Here is a 23,579-nt window from a genome sequence, read left to right as displayed (position 1 = left end):
TCCTTGCTTGAGGACGTCGCAGACAGACGATGAGCGGTCGTAGTTGGCGGAAATCACGCTCCCGGATGTGGCGTGTGACAACTGCACGCTTCAGCTCATCCAGGTCATGCCGGCCAGGAGGCCGGCCCCCTGTACTACCGCTGTGCGGATCTGGCGCTCCAGTCCTCGGGTGGCGATCCTGGCGCTCGTGATCGCGGGGCCGGCGCGCCGTCAGAAGCGGCGCGTCGGCCCTTCGGAAAACCTGGCAATCTCGATGATCTCCGTCGCCTGATCGCTGGCCGGCGGAGCGAACCAGGGGCCGTCGAACCGCGCGACGAGCACGGTCACGTTGTCGCGGCCTCCAGCGGCGAGCGCGGCGTCGATCAGGGCGCTCGCGGCCGCTGCGGGGTCGGGGTGGGCGTCGAGCGCGGCGGCGATGTGCCGATCGTCGATGAGGTCGCTCAGCCCGTCGGTGCAGAGCAGCAGGGTGTCCTCGCGGCGGAGCTCGACGGCGGAGAGCGCGATCCTGAGGTGTTCGCGGAGCCCGAGCGCCTGGAGCATCACGCCCCTGTGCTCGAAGGTGGCGGCCTCTTCGGGCCGCAGCTTGCCGCTCTCGAGCAGCGACTGGACAAGCGTCTGGTCGCGGGTGAGCTGCGTGAGGGCGCCGTTGCGGTGGAGGTAGGCGCGGCTGTCGCCGACCTGCGCGAGCAAGAGGCGCTCATCGCAGAGCGCGGCCACGGTGGCGGTGGTGCCGCTGTTGCGGTGCTGCGGGCTCCGGCGGGCGTTGTCGTGGACGGCGCGCCCGGCCTCGCCGATCGCCTCGAGGAGGCTCCGCTCGAGGGCGTCGCTCGATCGGGGCGCGGAGCGGGTGAGGGCGGCGTGGACCGTGCGCGCCGCGAGCCGGCTCGCTGCGTCGGGGGACGACGCGCCGCCGGAGCCGTCGTAGACGCCGAACGACAGGGCGAGCGGCGGCTCCACCGACGCCTGGGCGGCCACGGGCCCGTGGGCGAGCCCGCGCGCGAGATCGCTGATCAGGAAGGCGTCCTCGTTGTGCTCGCGGCTGTGGCCCACGTCGGTCCGGGCGGCCACGGCGACCGCCGCGGCGCGCTCGACGTCGGACAAGCGGTAGGGCATGGGCATGCGCACATCGTACCGCGAGGGCGCTGTGCGAGGGAGAGCGCCCCGCCCCGCCGCCCGCCGAGGCCGCCACGGCGGGCGGCTGCGCCGGTGGGCCGCTGCCGCGCGCAGGGGCGGCTGCCGTGTGCGGGGCGGCTGCCGTGTGCGGGGCGGCTGCCGCGCGCGGGGACCGCAGCGGCCACGCCTGCGCGGTCCTCGCCGAGGCGACGCGGGCGCTCGACGCGCGGCGCGTCTCGTGCCTGAAATGAACTCGACGCGCGGCGCGCCTCGTGTCTGAAGTGAAGAAGAGACCGCATGAGACCGCTTCCCAACCCCGAGCGCGCTTGGGAGCGCGCCGCGCATGTGCAAACCCTTACGCCGGCCGAGATCGAGCGGCGCGTCGCACCGTTCGCCGGCGAGGCGGAGGTGCTGTCCGGCGGGCACGCCAACGTGAACGTGCGCCTCGGAGCCGAGCGGGTGCTGCGGGTGTACCGCCGAGATGCCGCCGCGGCGCCGAAGGAGGCCAGCCTGCTCGCGCGGGGCTGGAGATCGTTCCGCGTACCGGCGGTCCTGTCGGCGGGTGACGATTTCCTCGTCCTCGAGCACGTTCCGCACGGACCGCTTCAGGACACCGCGATGTGCGGCGCGGCGGTCGGGCGCGCGCTCGCGGAGATCCACGGCGTCCGCTTCGACAGAGCGGGTTTCCTGGGGCCCGAGCTCGCCGTCTCCGCGCCGTTCGCCGACTGTATCGACGCGCTGCGTTGCTATGTGGACGCGGTCCTCGACAGGCTGGTTCCTGCCCTCCGCGGCGAGCTGAGCGAGCGCGTGTGCGCCTTCGTCGACGCGAACGCGGCGGCGCTTCGTGCGCTTGCGTCGGCGCCCGTGCTCCTCCACGGGGACTTCAAGGCGTCGAATCTGCACTGGCTGTCTTCGGGCGAGCTCCTCGTGCTCGACTGGGAGTTCGCGTACGCAGGGCCGAGCCTGATGGACGTCGGCCAGCTCCTGCGCTGGAGCCCGGGGCCCGAGTTCGTCGCGGCGTTCGCCGACGCATACCGCCAGAGCGCGCCGCTCCCCGAGGGGTTCGAGCGCTGGGCCGCGGCGTTCGACCTGTTCAACCTGGTTGGGCTCCTCGACGGGGCGGAGCCAGGCTCGCGCAGGGTCGCAGATGTCTGTGGCCGCATCCTTCAGACTACAGGTGAACTCGAGGGCTGATGTGGCTTGAAGACGTCGAGCCCGACATGGCCTGGCAGTCTTCATTCGCGGGCGCTGCAGCTTGGAGAGTCGTTTTCGTGATGAGCGTGGAGCTCCTCGCGTAAGCGTGCTTGACGCGCATTTCAGCTCTTTCTTGTGGGCTGTTCGCTGTGATGCGGTTAGGGTGCGCCGCCGATGCACAACGGCGCTGACCAGTTCGCGAAGAACATTCTGCGCGACGCGCTGAGCCGAGCCTCGTCCCCGGAGACGGAGGTGGAGGTGCTTGCGGCGACGCAGAAGATCGACGTCTACAGCGTGCCCGATCCGGCGCGGGAAGCCGAGCGCGCCGGGATGGGCTTGCTGGGCGAGCTCTCCGCGGAGCCGAGCCTCTTCGAGCCGTTCCACCGCACGCCAGGCCTCCGGCAGGTCCGCTCGTGTCTGCGCAAGCAGCTCACCTGGTATCACGAGCTCGAGCGCCGGGCTCGCGCGTCTGCGTCCCCCGCTGGCGCCTCGTCGAACGACGCGGACCCCGACGCGTCGACGCAGCCGGCCGTGGCTTTTCCTGCGCTCGTCGTCATCAGCTCGGGCCGGCCGGAGAGCGTGCTTGCAGGGTACAACTGCCACAAGGTGAAGCCCGGCGTGCACCACGCGGCGCCGGCGCTCGCGCTACGCATCGTCGTGCTGTCCGAGCTGCCCCGGACACAGGAGACGCTGCTCTTGCGTCTGCTCGGATCCGGGCGCGTGCTGCGCGAGGCGCTCGCCGATCTGGCGGAGATGCCGGAAGATGCCTGGGAGAGGAGCGTCGCCACGCCTCTCCTGGTACATTTCCAGCTCGGGCTCGGTGAGCCGGCGACGAGCGAGGAGGACGACGTGAGCGCAGAGATCCGGGCGTGGTTCGAGGATTACCAGCAAAAGCTGCGCAACGAAGGGCTGAAGGAAGGGGGGCGCAGCCTCCTGCTGCGGCAGCTCCGGGCCCGCTTCGGCGAGCTGCCCGCGGCCGTCGTCGCCCGCATCGACGCGGCCGACCTGGCCGAGCTCGAGCGGTGGGGCGAGCGGCTGCTCGGCGCCCGGACGCTCGACGAGGTGCTCGGCGCGCCGAGCTGAAGGCCGAGGAGCGCTCGCCGCGCCCGGCCTTCCGGTGGCACGGGCCGCGACGGGCGCCGGCAACGCGCCGGCGTCCCCGGCGTTGCCGACCACCACGTCGCTCTCGTGTGCGAAAGAGGCCTGCTCAGGCCAGGGCGACAAGCGTCAGGACGACACCTTCACCCAGGCAGGACGCGCGCTGATGCGCTTCCACCAGGCCGCGACGTTCGGCCGATCGGTGATGAGCTCCCCGACCTTCGACACGACGAGACACTGGAGGTACGGCATCCACGAGATGTCGGCGAGCGAGTAGCTCGATCCCGCGAGGTACTCCTGGCCGGCCAGCGCCTTCTCGACCACGTCGAGCGTCCTCACCACCTCGGCCTTGGCCGCCTCGAAGATCGACGCGTCGCCCTCCTTGCCCTGCATCGGCAGAAAGACCCGCTGGAAGAAGATCTTGACCGCCGGTGTGGCGAAGTACGATTGCTCCACGCTGAGCCACTGGTCCATCTGCGCCCTGGCCCTGAGCTCCGTCGGCGTCAGCGCGATTCCCGGGAGCTTGTGATCGAGGTAACGGATGATCGCCCTCGACTCGTAGAGCGTGAAGTCCTCGTCCTCGAGCACCGGGATCACGCCGAAGGGGTGGCGCGCGAGGTGATCGGGCTGCTTGTGCGCGCCCTTCGCCAAGTCGACGAACACGAACTGCGCCTCGTGACCCTTCTCGGCGAGCACCGTCAGCACCTTGCGCGTACACGTGCTCATGGGATGTCCGTAGATCTTCATCGTGTCTCCTTGACCTGTGTCCCATCGCGAGGCGCCGACCGACGGCGGCCTCCGAGGCGCGCTAGCCTAAACGCATTTCCCCGCCCGTGAGCGCCCAGATGAAGCGGGCCGACCGCGGCGCTCACTCACGCCTCGCGCCGCCGGTCCTCCTGCCACTCGGCGTCGCGGGCCGCGGCGAAGACCGGCAGGCGAGCGAGCCAGCGCTCTCCGGCGTTCGGGCGCTCGAGCGCGATGCGCAGCGCCGCGATGAGCTCGAGCGGCGCGGCGTCGAGGCCCTGCTCCTTCGCCGCCCAGCCCAGGCCGGCGAGGACGGCGTTCGCGACCTCGTAGCTCGGGCGGTGCATCGGCGCCGTGGCGACGGACGCGGGCGCGGCGAAGTGGCGCTCGCACGCGGCGGCGTCGAGCGAGCTCCAGCCCGCGCACACGACCGGGCGGACGGCGTGGATCGAGCAAGCGCCGCGCTCGTCGAGGAGCGGGCAGGGGACCGCGGCCTCCGCGCGATCGAGCCGGGAGAGCCCGCGCGTCGCCTCGTCGGCGGCCCGCACGCGCTCCGCCAGCGCGGCGAGCTCTGCCGGGCTCCGCGTGGCGCGCAGGTGGGCCGCGATGCGGAGCACCTCCGGTGCCAGCACGAGCACCTTGCTCACGCAGCAGGTCGAGCAGCCGGCCTTGCAGGCGATGGGCCGGTCGGGAGGCTCCGCGGCCACAGAGGCCGCCTGCAGCGCCTCGGCCCGCGCGAGCGCCGAGGCAGCGGCCGACACCGCGCCGGCCTCGGTGCGCGCGGCGAGCGACAGCGCGAGCGCGGCGCGCTCCCCGTCGGCGATCCCCTCGAGGACGGCGGGCGTGTACCGCGTCCCGGGGGCGAGCGGCAGGGAGCGCTTCCGGCGCGTCATCGCGGCGCTACGCCGTCTCCGGGAGCCGCCAGTCGATCTCCTCGGCGCCGCGGGCGCGGAGGGCGCTGTTGATCGTCGAGAACGGCTTGCTGCCGAAGAAGCCGTTCCTCGCCGACAGCGGCGACGGGTGCGCCGCCTTGATGACCGTGTGGCGCTTCGCGTCGATGAGCTTCGCCTTCTTCTGCGCGTGGCCGCCCCAGAGCACGAACACCACCCCGTCGGGCCTGTCGTTGACCTTCTTGATGACCGCGTCGGTGAACGACTCCCACCCCTGGTTCTTGTGAGAGTTCGGCGTGTGCGCCCGGACGGTGAGCACGGTGTTCAGGAGCAGCACGCCCTGCGTGGCCCAGGAGGTGAGGCAGCCGTGGCTCGGGACCTTGAAGCCCGGCAGATCCGAGACCGCCTCCTTGTACATGTTGGCCAGCGACGGCGGCGGCGTGATGCCCGGGCGCACGGAGAAGCACAGCCCGTGGGCTTGCCCGTCGTCGTGGTACGGGTCCTGGCCGAGCAGCAGCACGCGGACGCTCTCGTACGGCGTGAGCTTGAACGCGGCGAACACGTCTTCCTCCTCCGGAAACACGCTGTGCGCCTTCCGCTCGTCCTCGACGAAGCGCGCCAGCTTCTTGAAGTACGGCTGCTCGAGCTCTCCGGCGAGCACGCGCTCCCACGACGAGGGCAGATCGATCTTCATCTCTCGCTCAGACTCCTTCCTTCGGACAGAAATCGCTCATCCGGCACTCCGCGCACTTGGGCTTCCTGGCGACGCACGTGTAGCGGCCGTGCAGCACGAGCGCAGGGCCGAAGAAGGTCCATTGATCCTTGGGCACGATCTTCATCAGGTCCTCCTCGATCTGCTCGGGCTTCTCGCGCTTCGAGAGGCCGATGCGCCCGCTGAGGCGGGCGACGTGCGTATCGACGATGATCCCCGAGGGGATGTCGAACGCCGTGTTGAGCACGACGTTCGCCGTCTTCCTGGCCACGCCCGGCAGCGAGGTGAGCTCGGCCATGGTCGCGGGCACCTCGCCGCCGAAGCGCGCGACGAGCTCCCTGCACGCGGCCTGCACCGTCTTCGTCTTCTGGCGGTAGAAGCCCGTCGGCTTGAGCTCTTCCTCGAGCTGCTCCGTGGGCGCGTCGGCGTACGCCTGCGCCGTCGGGTACTTCGGGAAGAGCGTGGCGGTCACCCGGTTGACGCGCTCGTCCGTGCACTGCGCGGCCAGGATGGTCGCGACGAGCAGGTCGAGCGGCGTCTTCCAGTCGAGCTCGTAGCGCGCGTCGGGGTGCTCCTGGCGCAGCTGCTCGAGGAGGAGGGGGATGCGGTCTCGGGCGTTCATGGGGGTCATCGCAGCGTAACCCAGCCCGGGGCCGCCCGTCAGCGGGGCTCGGCCCGTCAGCGCCGCCGCGCGGCGAGGCCGTGCGCGGCGAGCGCGGGGCGTCGGCGCTCGCCTCCCCGAGCGGCCAGCACCGCTCACGCCTCCTTGCCGAGCGCCACGTCGACGAGCACGTCGCCGAGCGGCGCTTCCAGGAGCAGGTGCACGCTCTCTCCTGCCGGCCTGCAGTGTACGATGGCGTGAGGCTCCACCTGGAAGCGCGCTGACGTCGTGATCGCCCCGCCGTCGATCCGGAGGACGGCGTGCTCTCCCGGCGCGTGCTCGACGAGCACGTAGAGCCCGTCATCGCCGGCTGCGAGGTGGATGGGTCGACCTCCGAGCTTGGCGGACCCGGAGCGCGCACCCTCCCAGGCGACGAGGTCGAGCCCCGGCGCGAACCACGCGAGCGCGCGTGTCGCTACCGCGCGCGGCAGTGGCGCCCCGGTCGCGCCGAGCTTCGCGTACGCTTCCTCCTCCTCTTCGTCAATCTCGAGGAAGACGGGCATTGGCTCCTGCGCTTCCGCCCGCTCTGCGCAGCGCCGCCGCGCGCGCTCCCAGCGCGCGCGCGCGACGCCGTAGGAAAGCGGCGAGCGCGCGATGCGGGACCAGAGGCTGGGCTCGGTCGCGACGAGCGGTCCCCCTGGAGTCGACACCTCGCAGACGCGGCCGTTCAGCAGGAAGCACGCCCGCCCGTCGCGCGCGAAGAGGGGGGTGTGCACGCCGGGTAGCTCGAACAGGGTTTGCCCCTCGGGCGCGCCGGCGCTGAACCGGGTGATGGAGAGCCCGTCCAGCGCATCGACGTGATCGCCGTCCCGGCAAATCCGAGAGAGGCGACCGTGCTGTGCCGCCGCGAGGAGCCGGGTGCCCTCGGGAGCGGCCAGCGGAGCGGGGACGAGCGCTGCCTCGAGAGCGCGGCTGCTCCCCTCGACCCCCGAAGTCCGCGCGGCCTCCCGCAGGGCCACCAGGCTTCCCGCGAGCCGCTCGCGTCGCCGCTTCTGATCCGCGCGGGTCGCGATTGTCTCTGCGACGAAGCGAGCCGCTCCGCGCCGCGCTGCGGCCGAGCTCAGCCCGGCGCGGATGGCGTCGTCCACCACGGCATCCCCGAGCACGCGGAGCAGCGCGAGCGGCACGGGATCGCCGTGCGGGGCGGCCGTCCAGGCGCCCGCGTCATGACCGAGCCATTCCAGCAGTACCGTGGCCTGATCCAGAGGCGCCGGACGCGCTTGCCCCAGCACCGACAACGCCTCGACGGCTCCCCCGAGGCGGCCCCCTGCCGGGGCTGCGAGCGCCCCGCGGAGCCGCGCGAGGTCCGGCGGAGCGCCCTCCGGCCAGCGGGGCCCTTCCGCCGCGCCCTCGGGCCCGGCGCCTTTCGTCCCACCCGGCGGCGCGAGACACCCCCGCTCGGCCAGCCAGCGCGCGAGTTTCTCCGGGCGCGCGAGCGGGGCGGCCGCGTTCCAGCCGGGATAGCCGACCGCGAGCCCGCGATGCAGCGTCAGCGTCGCGACGCGCTCGCCCCGGCCGATCAGCTCGAGCACCGGCGCCTCATGCCATGCGCTCTCGGCCGGTGGCGCCCCGTCGCCGATCTGGAGCAGCGGCCGGAGCTCGGCGAGCGCGCTGCGGTCCACCCACGAGAGCGTCGGCGCGACGCTGCGCCCTGGCGCCGGCGATCGCGCCAGCACGCGCCCGAAGCTGGCCCGCGAGAGCAGCGCGTCGATATCTGCCTGCCGGGGCAGCCCGCCAAAGGGGGATTGTACGCTCGCGGGACGAGGGCTCATGGCTTGAACGGGACGCCGCTGACCGATCCGGATGGCGTCACTCCGACGTAGTAGCCTTGATGCACGAAGGGGCCCTGGGGCGTGGGGCACATCTCGCCAGGACGATAGGGATACTGGGGGGGCTTCCCCCAGAATTTCCAGAAAGGTTTCTTGCCTTGGTAGTTGTGGACCTGGTTCGGATCGACCGACGGGTCGCGCATGGCGCCGTTCGCGTTGGCGCCCGTGGACGAAGCGATCCCGTGGGCGATGCTCTTCTGGCCCGCCGCGGGCGTCGCCGCGTTGCAGGCGGAGACGTCCACCACCGCGCCCGGGCCGCCCTGGAACCCAGCGTTCTTCAGCAGTTCACCGATCTGCTCGCCGCTTGCGCTGCCATTGCCCCACTGCGCGCTCCCGGGCGCGCCGTGCGTCGTCACGACGACATGGTTTTCATTGGGATCGATCTTGTTGTTCTTGCCCCGGAGCTTCTGCCACAAGCTCGGAGGCTTTCCCAGCTGATCCGAGGAGATCACCTTCGCGCCCGGGTACTGCTTGCTGAGGAGCTTCGCGTGGCTCTTGATCGTGGGGTCGTGCGGAGCGCCCACCACGATGGTGGTGAGCCCGAGAGGATCGATGTACAGCGTCACGTTGGGCACGAAGCCCACGTCGTTCAGCGTGACGTCGATCCCCAGCGGATCTGGCGTGAGGAAGACGTGCAGCGCGGGGGCGTAGTGCCGGTGATGGTTGTAGTGCAGCCCGGTGAACGCGTCCTCGCGTTGCCCGGCGAACCGCAGATCGCCCGGCTGGCCGCTCCGGCGAGCGACCGTGCCCCACGCCGAGAGATCGATCTCGTCGCAGCCGTGGCTCGGATCCACGTAGAGCCACGGCGTGCCCGCCGCGTCGGTGGCGATCATCCGGAATGCGCGTCCGTCCTCCGCCTCGAGCAGCGGCACATACCCGTCGTCGCGGAAGACGCGGCGCACAACGCCTCCTTTCGTGCTGCGTTCCTCGACGGGGCTGTCGACGTCCCACCCGAACCAGGTGCTCTCGCCGTCGTCATACGTCTCCGCAAGGCGCCGCCCGAACGGGTCATAGAGGTACCGCACGCTTCGGCCGTCGCCGCGCCGCGCCTCGATCAGGCGATCGTTCTCGTCATAGGTATACGCCCAGCTCCGCAGCGGATCGGGGGTATTCTGCGCGGCGAGACGTCCGAGCTCGTCCCACGCGACGCGCACGTCACCGGCGTTCGTCGGGCGCCCGCCGCGACCGATCGCCCACGGCTGTGCGCGGGGCACCGGAGTGCCGTGAGGAGCGTAGTGGAAATGCTCCGCAGCTCCGAGCCCCTCCGCCGCGAGCGGTCGTCCGAGCGGATCGAGCTCGTACCGCCGCTGCCCGGCGTGGGTGTCGACGACTCGCCGCAGCGGCCCACCCACGGCCCACTCGTACCGTCGCTCGCGCAGCATTGCTTCGTCCTCGCCCAACACGGAGACGCGCGTCGGGAGCCCGTACGCATCGCTCTCCGTCGCGATGGCGCCTGGGCCGGCGGCGCGCCGGCGGAGCGTCTCCACCCCGCGATCGTCGTACTCGAAGCGCAGCTCTTCCGGGGTCGTCGCGACGGCACGCAGCGCGAGGGGGGCGCCGTCTCCCGGGCGTCGCATGAAGGAGACGCTCCAGCCGGTCGAGTACGCTTTCCCGAGGACGCCCCCGTTGTCGTCGTACTCCGTGCCGATCTCGAACCGCCACCCGCCCGCCTCCTGGATCTCGCGCAGGATGCGCCCGTCCTCGTCGCGCTCGAACTGCACGCGAACGCCCTGGCTCTCGGCCGCTGTCAGCGCGCCGCCCGCGCCGTAGGTGAACCGCTCGACGAGCCCGGTCGAGTGCTCCCGTGCCACGATTCGCCCCTCCGCGTCGCGCAGCAGGTGGATCCACGCGCCGTCCGCACGGGTGACGGACACGAGCTGGCGCGAGCCGTCGTAAGCGTACTCCGTCGTCACGCCCGCGAACGAGGTCTCGCGGACGATGTTCCCCGCGGCGTCGTAGGTGCGCTGGTAACGCTCGCCGGCCGGGTTTTCGATCCACACGAGGCGGCGCAGGGCATCATGACCGAACGCGTAGCGGGTTCCATCCGCGCGCACGCACTCGACCAGAGCGCCCGCGACGTGACGGTAGCGCGTCACCTCGCCAGACGGATCGCGCATCGCCTCGATCAGGCGGGTCGGGCCAACCCGGAACTCTGTCGTTTTGCCGCCTGGCTCGGCGATGAACACGAGATCGCCTCGCGAGTCGTAGCCGAGCTCGTACTCCGCTCCGCGCGGCGTCCTGATCCACACGGGGCGACCGAAGAGATCGAACGTGTACCGCGCCCGGCTGCCATCCTCGAAGGTATGCTCGCTTATGTTGCCGTGAGCATCGTACGAGCGCGTCTCCACCGTGCCGTCGGGATAGGCGATGTCGCGCAGCAACCCGTGGGCATCGTAGGCGAAGCGGGTGATGCGCCCGCGGGCGTCCTGGTGCTCCACCGTCCGCGTGCCGCACGTCGTCTCGATCTCCCGCTTGCCAGCGGCGTCGACGCTGACGACCTTGCTCTGCTCGTCGTCTCGCTTCCAGGCCCACCGCGCGCCGTCTGGCCTGGTGAGGCCGAGCATGCGGCCGTGCAGGTCGAAGCTGCGTCGCTCGACGCGACCCCCGCCGTCGCTGACGGAGATCAGGCGGCCCGCCCCGTCATAGCGGTAGGTCCAGCAATAGCCGCACGGATCAACGTACTCCTCCACGAGCCCGAGGGCGTTGCCCCGGTAGCGGTGCGCCCCGCCGGCCGCGTCGATCATCCGCGTCTCGAAGGGGCCAGGCCCGTAGTCGATACGAGCGTGGAAGAGGCCTCTCGCCTGCACAGGCGAGCCCGCGGAGCGCGCGCCGAGGGAGTCCAGTATGTCGCCTCCCTGCAGCTCGCCCCAGGTCTCGACACAGCGACGCTGCCCGGCGTGGTCGGCGTAGACGAAGCGATAGACCGTCCCGTCCGGCGAGCTCTCGCTGACGAGGTAATGCTGTTCGTCGTAAGCATAGCTCGTCTCGACGCCGCCCGCGTCGATGACCCGCACGAGATCGCCCCGCGCGTCGATCTCGTACGTGACGAGGCGTCGCTCGTGCGCCTTGCCGTCCTCGCCAGCGACCGACTGGATCCAGCTCCGGTAGGAGCCGTCGCGCCGCAACGTCGCGCGCCGTCCGGCGGAGTCGAGCAGGGCGACAAGCTCTCCGGCTTCCCAGACGCACTCGATGGCATTTCCGGTCTCGTCCCGCAGCGCCGCGAGCCGGTAGACAGGGGAGCCTGCCGCGCGGCGCAGCACGCGGAAATAGCCGTCGTCCAGCGCGACCACGATGTCGTCACCGACGAAGCGAACCTGGACGCCGAACGGGAGCGCGATGACCTCGTCCTCGCCTCGGAGCACGAGGGGAAACTCGCGGAAGTCGGGATCGACGAGGACGACGCGATCTCCGGCGCGCGTGGCGTGCCACGAGAAGCCGTGCGACCAGCCCCAGCCGAGGCCGACCTCGTGTCGCACCGCAGAGCTGCGGTATCTCCGGGTCATCTGCGTCGAGAGGCAGCCCGGCATCGAGAAATCGATCGTGGGATGGGTGAACATCGTGCCGGTCACGACATCGACCGGGTGCCCACCGCTGGCCTGCCCCTCGGCGCCCGGCGGCGCGGGCGGGCTCGGAGGCGCGGCGCCGCTGCTGCTCCCGCCGCCGCCCCCTCCGCCGTTGCTCCCCCCTTGCGGGCCGGCGCCGCCGGGGCCCCCGGCGCCGCCGGCGCCGCCCCCTCCACCGCCGCCGCCCCCGCCTGCGCCGCTCGCGCTGGCGCCGGCGCCGACGGTGATGGACTTGTTCATCTGCCCCATGCTGCCGGTGATGCCGGCCATGCCGAGCTCGATCAACACGTTGGGCGCGCCGAGCCAAGGGAAGCAGGGGCCGCCGGTGTTGAGGCTGACGACCTCCTTGAGCGTGCCCGGCTCATTGCCGTGGCACGCTTTCATGCAGCCGCCGACCGTGAGGATCTTCGCGCTCTCGATCTTCGTGCGCATGCACGGGTCGATGATCCCCTCCGCGACGGTGCCCATCGTGGGGTAGGGAATGGGCAGCGGGCTCGGCGCGGCCGGCGTGAGGCACACGCTCACGGCCATCCCCGTCATCTGATGACCGGATTTCTCGGTGATCGTGTCCATGCCGAGCGCGGTAACCTTCGCCATGGCGCTCGAGCGTCACATCTTCGGGGAGGGGAGGGCAAGGGGTGATGCAGGTCGAGCAAAGGGCTGCGCCTGACGCGCGGGCGCCGTCACGGAAGCAGGTGCGCCTGTCACCGGTGAAGGCGATGCGCCACGGGCGCGTCGTGCGCGCGTTGTGTGTGCGTCGTGTGCGCGGCGTCGGCGGCCGTCAGCGCCGCCGCGCGACGGCCCCCGGTCGCCGCCGGCCGAAGTAGATCTCGAGCAGCTCGCGCCCCACGAGGTTCGCCTTGGTCCGCCACGCGATGTCGTTGGCGAGCATCACGGAGACCGCGATCTCGGGGCGATCCGACGGCGCGAACGAGGCGAACCACGAGAACATCCGCGACGGGTTGCCCCCGACCAGCGTGCCGGTCTTGGCGGCGACGGGCATGGTGCCGAGGGCGCGGGTGCCGTCGGGCTTGCGGAACGCCTTGGCGCAGGTGCCCCGCCGCGTCGTGACCTCGAGCATCGAGCGGAGCGTGCGCGCGACCTCGGGCCGGAGGACCCGGCCGTCGGTGGTCCGCGTCGTGAGCGCGCCCGCGTCCTCGCGGGCCTGCGCGCCTGGCGGTGCGAGCAGCGAGAGGCGGACGCGCTCGCCGTCGTTGGCGATGGTCTGCATCGCGAACAGGGCGCCGAGCGGGCTGAGCCGCCCGCTCCAGAACCCCGCGGCGGCGCGGGCGAGGCCGAGCCCTTCGGCGGGGATGTTGGCGGTGCTCGGCGCGACGGGGACGTCGATGGGGACCTCGCCGTCGAAGCCGAGGTCGCGGGCCTTGTTGCGCAGGTCGTCGGCCGTGAGGTGCTGGCCCGCGAGGCGGGCGAACACGCCGTTGATGCTGCGGCCGAGCGCCTCGCCGAAGACGGTGCAGGTGGCGCCGCGCCCCTCCAGATCGCGCGCGGTGATCGCGCTCATGCCGCCCGTGTAGCAGACGGGCGTGGCGATGTTCACCTTGCGGCGCTCGAGGAGCGTCGCCGCGGTGACGATCTTGAAGAGGCTCGCGCTCGGCGCGAGCGGCGTGGCGACGTAGTCCCGGTCTCCGCGGCTCGCCCACACGAGGATGCGCCCGGTGCGCACGTCGGAGGCGACGATGGCGCCCTCGGGGGCGCCGGAGCGCGCGAGGAGCCGCTCGGCGGCGCGCTGGAGCTCGGGGTCGAGCGTGAGCCGGACCTGCTTGCCCGACGCGCCGACCGTCGCGTGGACCGCGCCGGCCTCGACGTGGAGCTTTCGGACGCCAGGCGGCGCCGGAGATGCCGTCGCCGGCGCGATCCCGACGGCGATCGCGGCGGCGAGCGCGAGGAAGAGACGCGATCGCACAGCGCGGAGATGCCAGGGGGCGCGGCGGAGGGCCAAGTTCCGCGCGGCGTTCGTGACGGGGTACCTGGCCGCCCGACGAGGAGGCGCGGGAGCGGCCCGGGAGGTGCTGTGCCCCCTGCTTCGCCCTGGAGCAGCTCAGCGCTCTTGTTCCAGGGCGATCTGATGGCCGTCGGGATCGACAACCGTCACGGGCGAGCTGCCTTCGGGGTCGATCGTGCCAACCGCCGCGCCCGACGCTCTCAGTGACGTCAGGATCCCACCGAGATCGGAGACGACGAGCCCCAGGCGGAGACCGGACGTCGTCTTGTCTCTGAGCGGATAGAGCTCGAGGACCATTCCTCCCACGTTGCACGCGTAGTGCTTCGGTCCGTTGCCGTGCTGCTCCGGGGACAAGCGCAGGCCAAGGCCTTCATAGAACTGCCGCGAGCGCTCGAGGTCAGCGCATCGGAGGACCACGTAGGCGACACGCTGCACGCTCATGGGAGGGGAGCCGCGCGCCCTGACCGAAGTCAGCGCCGCCCTTCCGGCACGATGGTCTCACCGCGCGCCAGCATCGCCACGAGCGCCGCGATCTTCTTCGCGCGCCCGGCGGGCGTCTTCACGTTGTTCATGCGAAACGCCAGCGAGAAGAGGTTCTGGCGTCCGAGGGTCTGGAACGTCTTGCGCGCCTGCGGGCTCGCCTCGATGGCCGCGCGGAGGTCCTCGGGAAGGGTGGCTTCTGTCGCGCTGCGCATGGGGGCGTAGGCGGCCTCCCAGCGACCGTCCGCCTTCGCGGCGTCGACGTGCCGCTGGCCGTGCGGGGTCATGCGGCCCGCCGCCGTCAGCCGGGCGACGTGATCCCTGTTGATCTGGCTCCAGACGCTCCTCCCCTTACGAGGGGTGTACCGCTGCAGAAACGAGACTTCGTCGAAGGCCTTCCGGATGCCGTCGATCCACCCCCAGCACAGGGCCACGTCCAGCGCTTGCGCGTAGGTCACCGTCGGCACGCCCGAGTCCTTCTTGTGAATCTTCAGCCACAGCTCGGTCTCGCGGGCGTGGTTCGCGGCCATCCAGGCTTCGAAGGTCGCCTCGGTGGGGAAGCTCTTGATCTTGTCTGGATTCGGGATGATCGGCGCCATGAAACGGCCCAGGTTGAAGCCTGTCGATCAAGAAGTCAAGGGAGCCGGCGCGCCGGGGCCACTGCATGTGCCACCGGCGGGACACGGAGAAGGCCATTGTGCGTCGTTTACGGGTACGGACTGCTCAGCTCTTTCTCGGTGAACGCGAGGTTTGTCGTCGGCCCGTCATCGGTGATCACCTTGCGTGCGACATGCTGTGTGATCGGCGCGAGGACGCTGAAGTGATCCATCCCTTCGACCGGAAGAAAGCGAATCGCCGGGTTCGATGACATCCTCGCCATCGCCCTCAAAGATCGCAGATTGCTCGGGGACTGGGCGCCCTCGAAGACAAAGGTGGGACTCTCGATCGACCGCAGCCAAAGTATCGGCGCCCGAAGCTCGCGTTCACGTGCCGACGACGTGTCGAACGGCAAAAACTCTGGACCATACTCGGCGACGTCCTCCACGGGCCCAAAGGAAAAGACGGCCCGAAAACGGTCGGATACCTCGGCCACGAGGAGAGCCAGAGTACCGCCTGTGCTGTGCCCACCCAGGTAGATCCGCTTGGGATCGACAAAACCCTGAGCGGCGAGGTAGTCCGCGGCGGAGAGGACGTCGTCCACTTCGCCGAAGAACCCCTCTCTGAAGCCCGGGTTGTCATTCCCTCCGCGAAGCGACGGAAACATCATGATAATCCCAGCCTTGCGGAACGCGCTGGCGGTCTGGTCGTTGTTCGCCGTCGCGTCCGACCAGACGTCGCCGATGGTGTTGCAGTCGCCGCCGGTGATCCAGATGATCGCCGGATGCTTCTTTCCGTCTTGCGGGTCCGGGGTGACGTACGCACCCAATTGACCTGCCGTGGAGCCGTACCGAACCGTGCGAAAGAGGTTGGGCGGAGGCGCTGGAACTGGCTCCTTCGCCGACTCACGCCGAACGAGCCCGGTCCGCGCGCCGCGCCTTGCCTCCGCCAACGACGGCGCCTTCCCTTGCGGGCGCGCGAGGGGAGACGGGGAAGATGTGTCCGCCAGCGGTTCATGCTGGCGCCCGCATCCGGTGAGGGCCACCCATGCCGTGACGACGAGACAGAACTGCGCACCCTTCATCATGAACAGAGCATCTCCTTGAGTGACGATGGAGAAGGCATCCCCTGCACCCATTCGAAGAGGCCGCAGGGACCGTCCTTTCCTTGCCAGCCGTCGAGCGGCGCCCGACACCTGGGGCAGGCGAGCTGCGGCAGCGGCGTGTACCAGTCGAACATCCCCATGCTGGAATCCCGTCATTATGGTCCGGCTGCCCAATGCTGCAATGCCGGCGCCCGGACCGCCCCCGGCGCCCGAGGTCACGGCGCCCGAGGTCACGGCGCCCCCGCCGTCACTTCTGTGACGGCCTGTCCGATCCTTTGATCATCGCCGAGATCCTGGCCACCAGCGCGTCGACGCTGCAGGACTTCGAGAGATATCCCTCTGCGCCATGGCTCTGGGCGAGCCGATCGAGCTCCTCCGGATCCATGCTGCTGTAGAGCAGGATCTTTGTCTTCTGTAGCTCCGGAGTCGAGCGGATGAGCTGCATGATGCGCGATCCGTCCAGCGCAGGCATGAGGATATCGAGGAGGATGAGGTCGTAGTCGCCTCTGCGGACGGCATGGAGGCTGCCGAACGGCCCGTGATGGCAGGTCACGTCGAACCCCGCGCCCGTCAGCCTAACCCTGGTCAGCTTGCTGGAAACCTCGTCGTCATCAATGACAAGAATGCGTGCCATCGTGTCTCTCCCGAGCAGTGCCAGAACAGCCGCGCGTCGCGCATTGTCAGAAGGACGACCGGCGGGCTGAACCAGCGATGTCAACGCGCGGAAAGGCGCTGCGCGATCGTGCTGGCCAGCGCGCGCGTGTCGATCGGCTTGGAGACGTATCCGTCGCAGCCGGCCGCGCGCGCCCTCTCTTCGTCTCCTTTCATCGCATAGGCCGTGACGGCCAGAATGGTGATGTCTCGAGTCCGAGCGTCGGCCTTGAGCAGGCGCGTCAGCTCGAAGCCGCTCATCCCCGGGAGCTGCAGATCCATCAGGATGAGGCGAGGCCGGAAACTCTTCATGACCTCGATGGCCTCCCTCGCGTCGACGGCGGTGCGTACCTCATACCCCTCCGTCGTCAGCAGGACGCGCAGGAGCTTCATGTTCGTCGCGTTGTCGTCGATCACCAGGATCGGTTCACCAGCCATGCCGCGTTCCCCAAGATCGATGTGGTTTGCTCTCGCGCGACGTCGCGCGCCTACGCCGGTGCTCCTGGCGCCGGCCTCTTCGACGCTCCGCCGTCCGTGTCCGCCTCGCGATGCGGCGCGCGCACACGCCGGATCTCCGCGAGGAGGACGCCGATGCTCTGCCGGCCCTTCTGGATGATCGCGTGCGCCGGCGCGCGGAGCCTCGCCCGTTCATCGTCTGTCAAGTCCTTGACAGTCCACACGAAGACGGGGATGCCGGTGGTACCAACCAGATCGCGGAACCGTTCCAGAAACTCGAATCCGTTCATCCCGGGCATCAGAAGATCGAGCACCACGGCCGCCGGGCGCTCCTTCACGACCGCATCGAGCCCGTCTGCCCCGTCATGGACGCACACGGCCTTGTATCCGAGCTGGGCGAGCGTCGCCGCGATGATCTTGCAGGCGTGCGGGTCGTCGTCGATCACGAGGATCCTGCGCTTCTGGTCCGCGAGCACGCCTGCTCGCCTCAAGGACGCGAGCAAAGCCTCTGGCTGGAGCGGCTTCATCAAGGCTTCGTGGATGGAGAAGCCGCTCGCGAGCTCTTGCTCGGCAGTGCGCGTGACCGCGATGACCGGCGTCGTCGTGTTCTGACCGCCCTCCCGCATCCGCCTCAGCAGATCGAGGCCATTCGCCCCCTCGATCAGGACGTCCAGGGTGATGGCGTCAAAGGCGCGCGTCTGGCAGAGGGCCAGGGCTGCAGCGCCCGTCGCGACCGCCTCGACGACGTAGCCGGCCTCCGTGAGCGTCCGGGAGAGCCACGACCGCTCTTGCGGGTCGTCCTCGATCACCAGCACCGTCGGGGCGCCGGCACGCTCGGCCTCGATCGGCATCGTCCGGCGTGGGAGCTCGGGGTCGCTGAGCCTCGCCGTGACCCTCGGCAGCACGGCGAAGAACGTGCTTCCTTGACCGACGCTGGTCACAACGCCGACGCGACCGCCGTGGGCCTCGACGATGCGCTTGGTAAGGGCGAGCCCGAGCCCGGTCCCCTGGTGCCTCTTCGACGCGCTCGCGTCGAGCTGCTGGAACGCGATGAACAGGTGATCGACATCCTCGGGTCGGATGCCCATCCCCTCGTCCTCGACCTCGACGCGGAACATCTCCGGGCCCTCGGCCTGCACGCGCACGGCCACGCGGCCGCCCTCATGCGTGAACTTCAGGCCGTTGGACAGGTAGTTGTAGAGTATCTGCTTCAGCTTGGGGACGTCGACGACGACCGAGCGCAGCGTCGGGTCGATCTCGGTCTCTATGCGTATCCCTCTCCGCGCCGCCATCTCGCGGAGCACATCTCGGATCTCCGTGACGACCGCGCTCGGATCCACCGGCTCGGGTCTGAGCTCCATCTTGCCGGCCTCGATCTTCGCGAGGTCGAGGATGTCGTTGATCAGCTGGAGCAGGTGCTGCCCGCTGCTCAGGATGTCTCCGATGTACTCCTTGTGCACCGCTGACAGCGCACCCACCTTGCCGTCATACATGAGCTCCGCGAAGCCGATGATGGCGTTGAGCGGCGTCCGGAGCTCGTGCGACATGTTCGCGAGAAATTCGCTCTTGAGCCGGTTCGCCTCCTGGTTCTGCAGGCTCATCGCCTCGAGCTCCTCGGTCTTCTTCCGGAGCTCCTCGCTGCGCTTGCGTTCGGTGATGTCCGTCTGCGTTCCGGCCATCCGGAGCGGTCTGCCAGCGTCGTCGCGCGCCACGACCTTGCCGCGCGTCAGCATCCACTTCCATTCGCCGCTCTTGCAGATCATCCGCTGCTCCACCTCGAACTGCGGCGTGGTACCCGCGAGGTGCGCGTCCAGCACGGCCCAGGAGGCTGCGCGGTCCTCGGGGTGCATGCGCTCGTCCCAGGTGCGGGTGTGCGGCGCGAGGTCCTCCAGCCGCTCGCCCAGCATCTCCGCCCACCGCCCGCTCAGCTGGAGGGCACCGGTCACGACGTCCCAGTCCCAGAAGCCGTCATTGCTCCCCTCGATCACGAGCTTCAGCCGCTCCTCGCTCGTCCGCAGCGCCTGCTGCGCCTCCCTGCGCGCGCTGATATCGACCGCCGTCACCACGGCCCCGAGCACCCTGTCGTCATGGCGAATGGGATGGGACCAGCACTCGACAATGACCCTCGTCCCGTCCTTCCGCCGCAAGATCACCTCCTCCGCGTGCGCGGGGGCGCCGCGCGCGAGGCTGTCCTGGATGAAGGTGCTCTTCCCCTCGGGGGTCAGCTCGCCCTCCAGGAGGTCGATCGGCGCCGAGAGGAGCTCGGACTCCTTCAATCCGAAGAGCGAGAGGCCCGCCTGATTGACGAACGTACATCGCCCCTGCCGGTCGAGCCCCACGATCGCCTCGGCCGTAGAGTCGAGCAGGAGGCGGATCTGCCTGCCCTGCTCCGCGAGCCGCCGCTGGTCCTCCGCCGCCTTCTCGGCCATCGCGTTGAGCGCCTCGCCGATCTGCACGAGCTCTCGAACGCCTGAGGCCCCGAAGCGCTGCTCGAGATCACCCGCCCGGAACCGCCCCGCCGCCGCGACGAGCTGCCGTACGGAGGGCAGGGTCACCCGCATGACCACGAGCACCGGCAGCATCACGAGCGCCAGGATCAGCCCCACCCCGGCGAACCAGTACCGCCGGTACGACGCCTTCACGACGCTCGCGAGCGCGCTTTGCGGAACTTCGGTGATCAGGTGCCAGTCCGGACCCGGGATGTGCGCCGCCATGAAGACGCGTTGCTGCTCCCCATCGATGATCGCGCGCGCCGCCCCGCTGGAGCGCTGCTTTGCCGCGTCGAACGCGCCCGTGAGCTCGGCGTCCCCGAGCGAGGCGAGCTTCAGCGTCCCCTTGCTATCGTGGATCCGGTCCTGGTGGAGGCTCGAGATGAGCAGGGTTCCATCGCTCCGTACGAGGGCGTGCTGCGTCCCCGGATACCGCGAGAGCTCCCGGAAGCTGTCCATCACCGCGTTGACCGTGACATCGTGCCCGCAGCTGCCCGCGAACACTCCGTCGCGGAAGAACGGCACCACGACGCTCACCATCCACTCGCGTGCCCCTGGGTCGTAGCTCGTCGGCGTCCAGCGCGGCTTTCCTTCAGGGTTGTTCGTCGGGAGCACGAGCGTCGTCCACTCCGAGTTGACGAAATCCACGGTCGTGTCGACCTGGTCGATGTAGTTCGTGTGGCTGGGCCAGTACATCACGAGCCCGTTCCGTCTGGGGATGAGCCAGGTGTTGATGGGCTCACCGGGCGCCCCCGCCGAGTACAGCTCGGTCATGCGCTTCAAACCCAGGAGAAAGACCTTCTCCTGGTCGTCGAGCGGGTACCCCGCCGGCAGCCAGACGACGGCATCCCGCTTGCGCTCGAAGCCCGCGCTGCGCGACACCATGCCGCCGTCGCGCGACGGCCCGACGATGGCGTCGAACTTCTGCGGGGTTTCTCCCTCGACTTCATGCAACGCCGAGGTGAGCATGCGGCCATACCGCGCGACGCTCACCTCTGCCTGGATCAGGCGGTCGCTCATGCGGCGGGTCCACTCGTCGTGCGTCCGCGCCAGGACGCGCATCTCCTCGTCCATCACCGCGCGCTCGATGAGCTGCGAGGTGAGCCACAGCCCGGGGAACACGACCATAAGCAGCGCCAGGACAAGCGTGCCCGCGACCCATATCGAGAGGCTGGGCACGACGACGCGGCGCTTGCCCTCTCGTGACCCCTCTCCCATAGAGATTGTGCTCGTACATGGACCTTGTGGCGGAGTAAATTGTAAGCCGGAATCCTTATGGAAGTCGGGCTTCTGCGTTGACCGCTCACGGCGTCGGCGTCGCCGAGTGGCTTTCGATCGTCGGAGGCGCCGTCGCGCGCGGCGAGGCGCCGCCCGGGGCCTGCGTCGGGGCGCAGCCACGATCCCTGGTTGCGCCCGCGGTACTTGCCGGACTTGGGCATCCCGCGCGACACGGTGGCAGGATGAGTCTTTCAGGCGCCGCGAATGAGCCAGCGATCGCGAAGGAGAGCCTCGCGCGGCTCGGGCTTGCGTTGGAAGTGCCGGCGAGCGCAGCGGCTCTCGCCGCCGGTCACTCGTACCACGTCGGCACGATCGCCCGCACCTCGGGCAGCGCGGCGATGCGGCAAACCTTGTCCCACGCCGCATCCTGGAGCGCGCCATGGCGCTCCGTGCACTCGGCGTCTCCCGTGGGGAAGAGGTACAGCGTCTCCGCGGGCGCATCGCAGCCGGCGCGCCCTCTCCCCGAGGCCGCCTGGACCGTCGGCGCGATGTCCCGCACGCGGGCGAGGAGCGCCTCGTCGCCGGTCGGCAGGCAGAACTCCACGGAACCATCGCTCCTGCACCCTGTGTCCCGGGTGAAGGCGAGCTTCTCGCCCGGACACGACGTCGCGGACGTCGCGGGGGGCAGAGGCCCCTCGGCGACCCCCTCGCCGGGCGTGGACGGCGGCGCGGACGTGCAGCTCGACAGGCACGCTGCCAGCAAACCGGAGATGGCGAGTCGTCGCATGGCGTTCCCTCCAAAAATCGAGCATGCCACGTGCGTGCGGCGCCGGCAGGTGAGTTCACCGCCTGCCCTGAAAAGCTCATCGCGGCGCGGCCAGCGCCTGGAGCACCGGGCGCTCCGCCTCGGCTCGCTCGCAGGACGCGCCCGGCCCGGCGGGCGGCTCGGGGAGACGCGCCAGCCCGGGGAGGCGCGCCGGTCGTCGCCGAGCGCCGGGTCTGGTAGGGTGCGCGCAGAGGTGCCCGTGCTCAAGCTGCCGAAAGATCTCGTCGCCGATCCGCGCCATGACGCGGTGTCCGATCTCCTCACAAAGCACGCGGGTCTCCTGTGGGAGAGCGGCCGGAACCAGGTGGCGACTCTCCCGATGACCGACGCGCTGGCCGTGGAGCTCCGCGGTGCGCTCGCGGCCGAGCACGCCTGCCACGGCCTCGAGCTCATCGCCGACAAGCTCGCCGGCGAGCAGAAGGGGCTGGACGCGGCTGCCAGGAGGGCCCCGGAGAGCCCGCAGAACGCCCGCGCGTCTCGCATCCTCTTCCTCGCGAGCGACGGCAGCACCCGCTTCTATCGCGACTGCGACGCGCTCCTCTCCCGCTACCCCCAGCGCCTCCTGGCCTGCCGGCTCGAGATCACGGGCGAGGCGCTGGGCGAGAAGCTCACGGGGAGCGCAAGGATGATCCGGAGCGTGCTTGTCCTCGACAAGAAGGTCGCCGCCAGAGCGCTTCTCGCCCTGCTCCCGCCGGGCTGACACCCTGCTCCCGCCGGGCTGACACCCTGCTCCCGCCGGGCTGACACCCTGCTCCCGCCGGGCTGACGCCCGGCAGCGCCACGGCGCGCTCCAGCGCAGCGCGCCCTCGATCTGCGCGGCGTTCGCGCGCAGGCAGCGCCTTCGCCGCGGCGTCCTGGAGGGGCGAGGCTCCGTGCCTGGAGGTCATGGCCTCCAGGCCACAGCCTCCACTCCGGTGCCTGGAGCACTTTAGCAGGAGCGTTGGCGTGCTCCCATGCCGGCGCTCGCTCCACGACCACCCCCTCAAGCTCGCCGGAAATCCCCGCCCGCCGCACCGGCACGCTGCGTGCTCAGCGTGCCCAGGAGAAAGGACAGCCAGTCGAACAAACAATCCCCGACCGGAGAGAACGCATCATGAAATCTACCGCATCCATCCTCAGCAGCCTCGTTGTTCCCATCGCCCTCATCGGTTGCCTCTCGGCCTCTGAACCTCCCGACGAGGGCCTCATGGACGTCGAGGAGGCCGCCGCCTTCCCCGAGGCGGCCCGCGTCGCGGCGGAGGCGCGGCCGTCCGAAGGCATCGGCGCGCAGAACACCGCGCCGGCCGCGGACGCCCTGGTCCAGCAGACGCCGATCCCCGTCGGTCAGCCTGGCACGGAGATCGCGGTCAGCTCCGGCGGCGCCGCGCAGCCCCTCGTCCTCCTCCAGCTCCCGATCGTCAACCTGCTCTATAACCCCGGCTTCGAGACCGCGCAGGCCGGCATCCCCTCGGGCTTCATCGATCATGGCAACGCCAACGCCTCGTGGTTCGCCGGCTGGGGCACCGCGGCGGACTCCTGGCCTGCCACGAGCAATGACCTGAACTACGGCGCCATCGCGACATGGCTCAAGACCGACGTCGTGCACACGGCCAACAAGCGCAGCCTCCTCGTGTCCGCGACGACGACCAACGGCGGCATCGCCCAGCAGTACTGGACAGCTGCCAGCCCGCCGCCGAACAACACCTACCTGCGGTTCAGCGTCTGGGTCTATACGGTGACAGGTCAGGTGACGATCGGGCTCGGCAGCGGCGCGACGGGCTACACAACCAGGACCTCGACCCAGACCGGAAAGTGGGAGTACCTCCAGACCTGCGGCACGTCGTTCAACAACGAGGTCTATATCTACACGATCGGCGGGCCGGCCGTGTACTACGTGGACGACGCCAACGTGTCGGCGACGCCTTCGCCCCTCCTCGACCAGTATTGCACGCCCGGCGCCGTCGTCTTCTGATCCACACCTCCGCCGCTCGGCGCGCGATCCCGAGCAAGC

Annotated in this window: 19 protein-coding genes; 4 read left to right on the top strand and 15 right to left on the bottom strand. The window is 70.2% G+C overall.

Going from position 1 to position 23,579, the window contains the following annotated elements:
* Positions 1-210: 210 nt before the first annotated feature.
* Entirely contained in the window at positions 211-1,119 is a 909-nt protein-coding gene (locus WME90_RS24800; protein ID WP_437274456.1) for a PP2C family protein-serine/threonine phosphatase, read from the bottom strand.
* Between the two features lie 291 nt (positions 1,120-1,410).
* On the opposite strand from WME90_RS24800, the gene WME90_RS24795 reads away from it, so the two are divergent.
* On the top strand, positions 1,411-2,307 hold the full coding sequence (locus tag WME90_RS24795) for a phosphotransferase family protein (protein ID WP_437274455.1): 897 nt from the start codon (positions 1,411-1,413) through the stop codon (positions 2,305-2,307).
* Between the two features lie 174 nt (positions 2,308-2,481).
* Positions 2,482-3,390 carry a DUF4351 domain-containing protein gene (locus WME90_RS24790; protein WP_437274454.1) on the top strand — a complete coding sequence of 303 codons (909 nt, stop codon included), beginning with the start codon at positions 2,482-2,484 and terminating at the stop codon, positions 3,388-3,390.
* A 144-nt stretch (positions 3,391-3,534) separates the two neighbouring features.
* Here the strand turns inward: WME90_RS24790 and WME90_RS24785 are convergent, their stop codons facing one another.
* The 14 genes from WME90_RS24785 to WME90_RS24720 all read right to left on the bottom strand — a co-directional run bounded on the left by WME90_RS24785 (position 3,535) and on the right by WME90_RS24720 (position 21,550).
* Complete coding sequence (locus tag WME90_RS24785) at positions 3,535-4,152, bottom strand: glutathione S-transferase family protein (RefSeq protein WP_437274453.1); 618 nt, start codon at positions 4,150-4,152, stop codon at positions 3,535-3,537.
* 125 nt (positions 4,153-4,277) lie between these two features.
* Positions 4,278-5,042, bottom strand: coding sequence for a YkgJ family cysteine cluster protein (locus WME90_RS24780; RefSeq protein ID WP_437274452.1), 765 nt, complete (start codon positions 5,040-5,042; stop codon positions 4,278-4,280).
* Positions 5,043-5,049: 7 nt separating this feature from the next.
* Complete coding sequence (gene ung, locus WME90_RS24775; RefSeq protein WP_437274451.1) at positions 5,050-5,733, bottom strand: uracil-DNA glycosylase; 684 nt, start codon at positions 5,731-5,733, stop codon at positions 5,050-5,052.
* A 7-nt stretch (positions 5,734-5,740) separates the two neighbouring features.
* Positions 5,741-6,373, bottom strand: coding sequence for an endonuclease III (gene nth / locus WME90_RS24770; RefSeq protein WP_437274450.1), 633 nt, complete (start codon positions 6,371-6,373; stop codon positions 5,741-5,743).
* A 134-nt stretch (positions 6,374-6,507) separates the two neighbouring features.
* On the bottom strand, positions 6,508-8,184 hold the full coding sequence (locus tag WME90_RS24765) for a hypothetical protein (RefSeq protein ID WP_437274449.1): 1,677 nt from the start codon (positions 8,182-8,184) through the stop codon (positions 6,508-6,510).
* On the bottom strand, positions 8,181-12,401 hold the full coding sequence (locus WME90_RS24760) for a PAAR-like domain-containing protein (RefSeq protein WP_437274448.1): 4,221 nt from the start codon (positions 12,399-12,401) through the stop codon (positions 8,181-8,183). The genes WME90_RS24765 and WME90_RS24760 overlap by 4 nt, the downstream gene beginning before the upstream one ends.
* Positions 12,402-12,585: 184 nt before the next feature.
* On the bottom strand, positions 12,586-13,728 hold the full coding sequence (locus tag WME90_RS24755) for a penicillin-binding transpeptidase domain-containing protein (protein ID WP_437274447.1): 1,143 nt from the start codon (positions 13,726-13,728) through the stop codon (positions 12,586-12,588).
* Positions 13,729-13,863: 135 nt separating this feature from the next.
* Complete coding sequence (locus WME90_RS24750; RefSeq protein WP_437274446.1) at positions 13,864-14,208, bottom strand: VOC family protein; 345 nt, start codon at positions 14,206-14,208, stop codon at positions 13,864-13,866.
* A gap of 29 nt (positions 14,209-14,237) precedes the next feature.
* Positions 14,238-14,846 carry a YdeI/OmpD-associated family protein gene (locus WME90_RS24745; protein ID WP_437274445.1) on the bottom strand — a complete coding sequence of 203 codons (609 nt, stop codon included), beginning with the start codon at positions 14,844-14,846 and terminating at the stop codon, positions 14,238-14,240.
* A 107-nt stretch (positions 14,847-14,953) separates the two neighbouring features.
* A complete protein-coding gene (locus tag WME90_RS24740; protein WP_437274444.1) occupies positions 14,954-15,931 on the bottom strand; it encodes an alpha/beta hydrolase family protein in 978 nt (325 codons plus the stop codon).
* A 265-nt stretch (positions 15,932-16,196) separates the two neighbouring features.
* Complete coding sequence (locus WME90_RS24735) at positions 16,197-16,583, bottom strand: response regulator (protein WP_437274443.1); 387 nt, start codon at positions 16,581-16,583, stop codon at positions 16,197-16,199.
* Between the two features lie 80 nt (positions 16,584-16,663).
* Positions 16,664-17,038: a response regulator gene (locus tag WME90_RS24730; protein ID WP_437274442.1), complete on the bottom strand. Its 375-nt coding sequence runs from the start codon at positions 17,036-17,038 to the stop codon at positions 16,664-16,666.
* 50 nt (positions 17,039-17,088) lie between these two features.
* Positions 17,089-20,763: a response regulator gene (locus WME90_RS24725; protein ID WP_437274441.1), complete on the bottom strand. Its 3,675-nt coding sequence runs from the start codon at positions 20,761-20,763 to the stop codon at positions 17,089-17,091.
* A gap of 349 nt (positions 20,764-21,112) precedes the next feature.
* On the bottom strand, positions 21,113-21,550 hold the full coding sequence (locus WME90_RS24720; protein WP_437274440.1) for a hypothetical protein: 438 nt from the start codon (positions 21,548-21,550) through the stop codon (positions 21,113-21,115).
* Between the two features lie 232 nt (positions 21,551-21,782).
* Here WME90_RS24720 and WME90_RS24715 point away from each other — a divergent pair, with 232 nt between their 5' ends.
* Both WME90_RS24715 and WME90_RS24710 read left to right on the top strand, forming a co-directional pair.
* Complete coding sequence (locus WME90_RS24715; RefSeq protein ID WP_437274439.1) at positions 21,783-22,289, top strand: hypothetical protein; 507 nt, start codon at positions 21,783-21,785, stop codon at positions 22,287-22,289.
* A gap of 393 nt (positions 22,290-22,682) precedes the next feature.
* On the top strand, positions 22,683-23,540 hold the full coding sequence (locus tag WME90_RS24710) for a hypothetical protein (protein WP_437274438.1): 858 nt from the start codon (positions 22,683-22,685) through the stop codon (positions 23,538-23,540).
* Positions 23,541-23,579 lie beyond the last annotated feature (39 nt).

It is taken from the genome of Sorangium sp. So ce375 (genome assembly GCF_051473855.1).
Taxonomy (GTDB): domain Bacteria; phylum Myxococcota_A; class Polyangia; order Polyangiales; family Polyangiaceae; genus Sorangium.
This window is presented reverse-complemented; position numbering and strand designations above follow the sequence as displayed.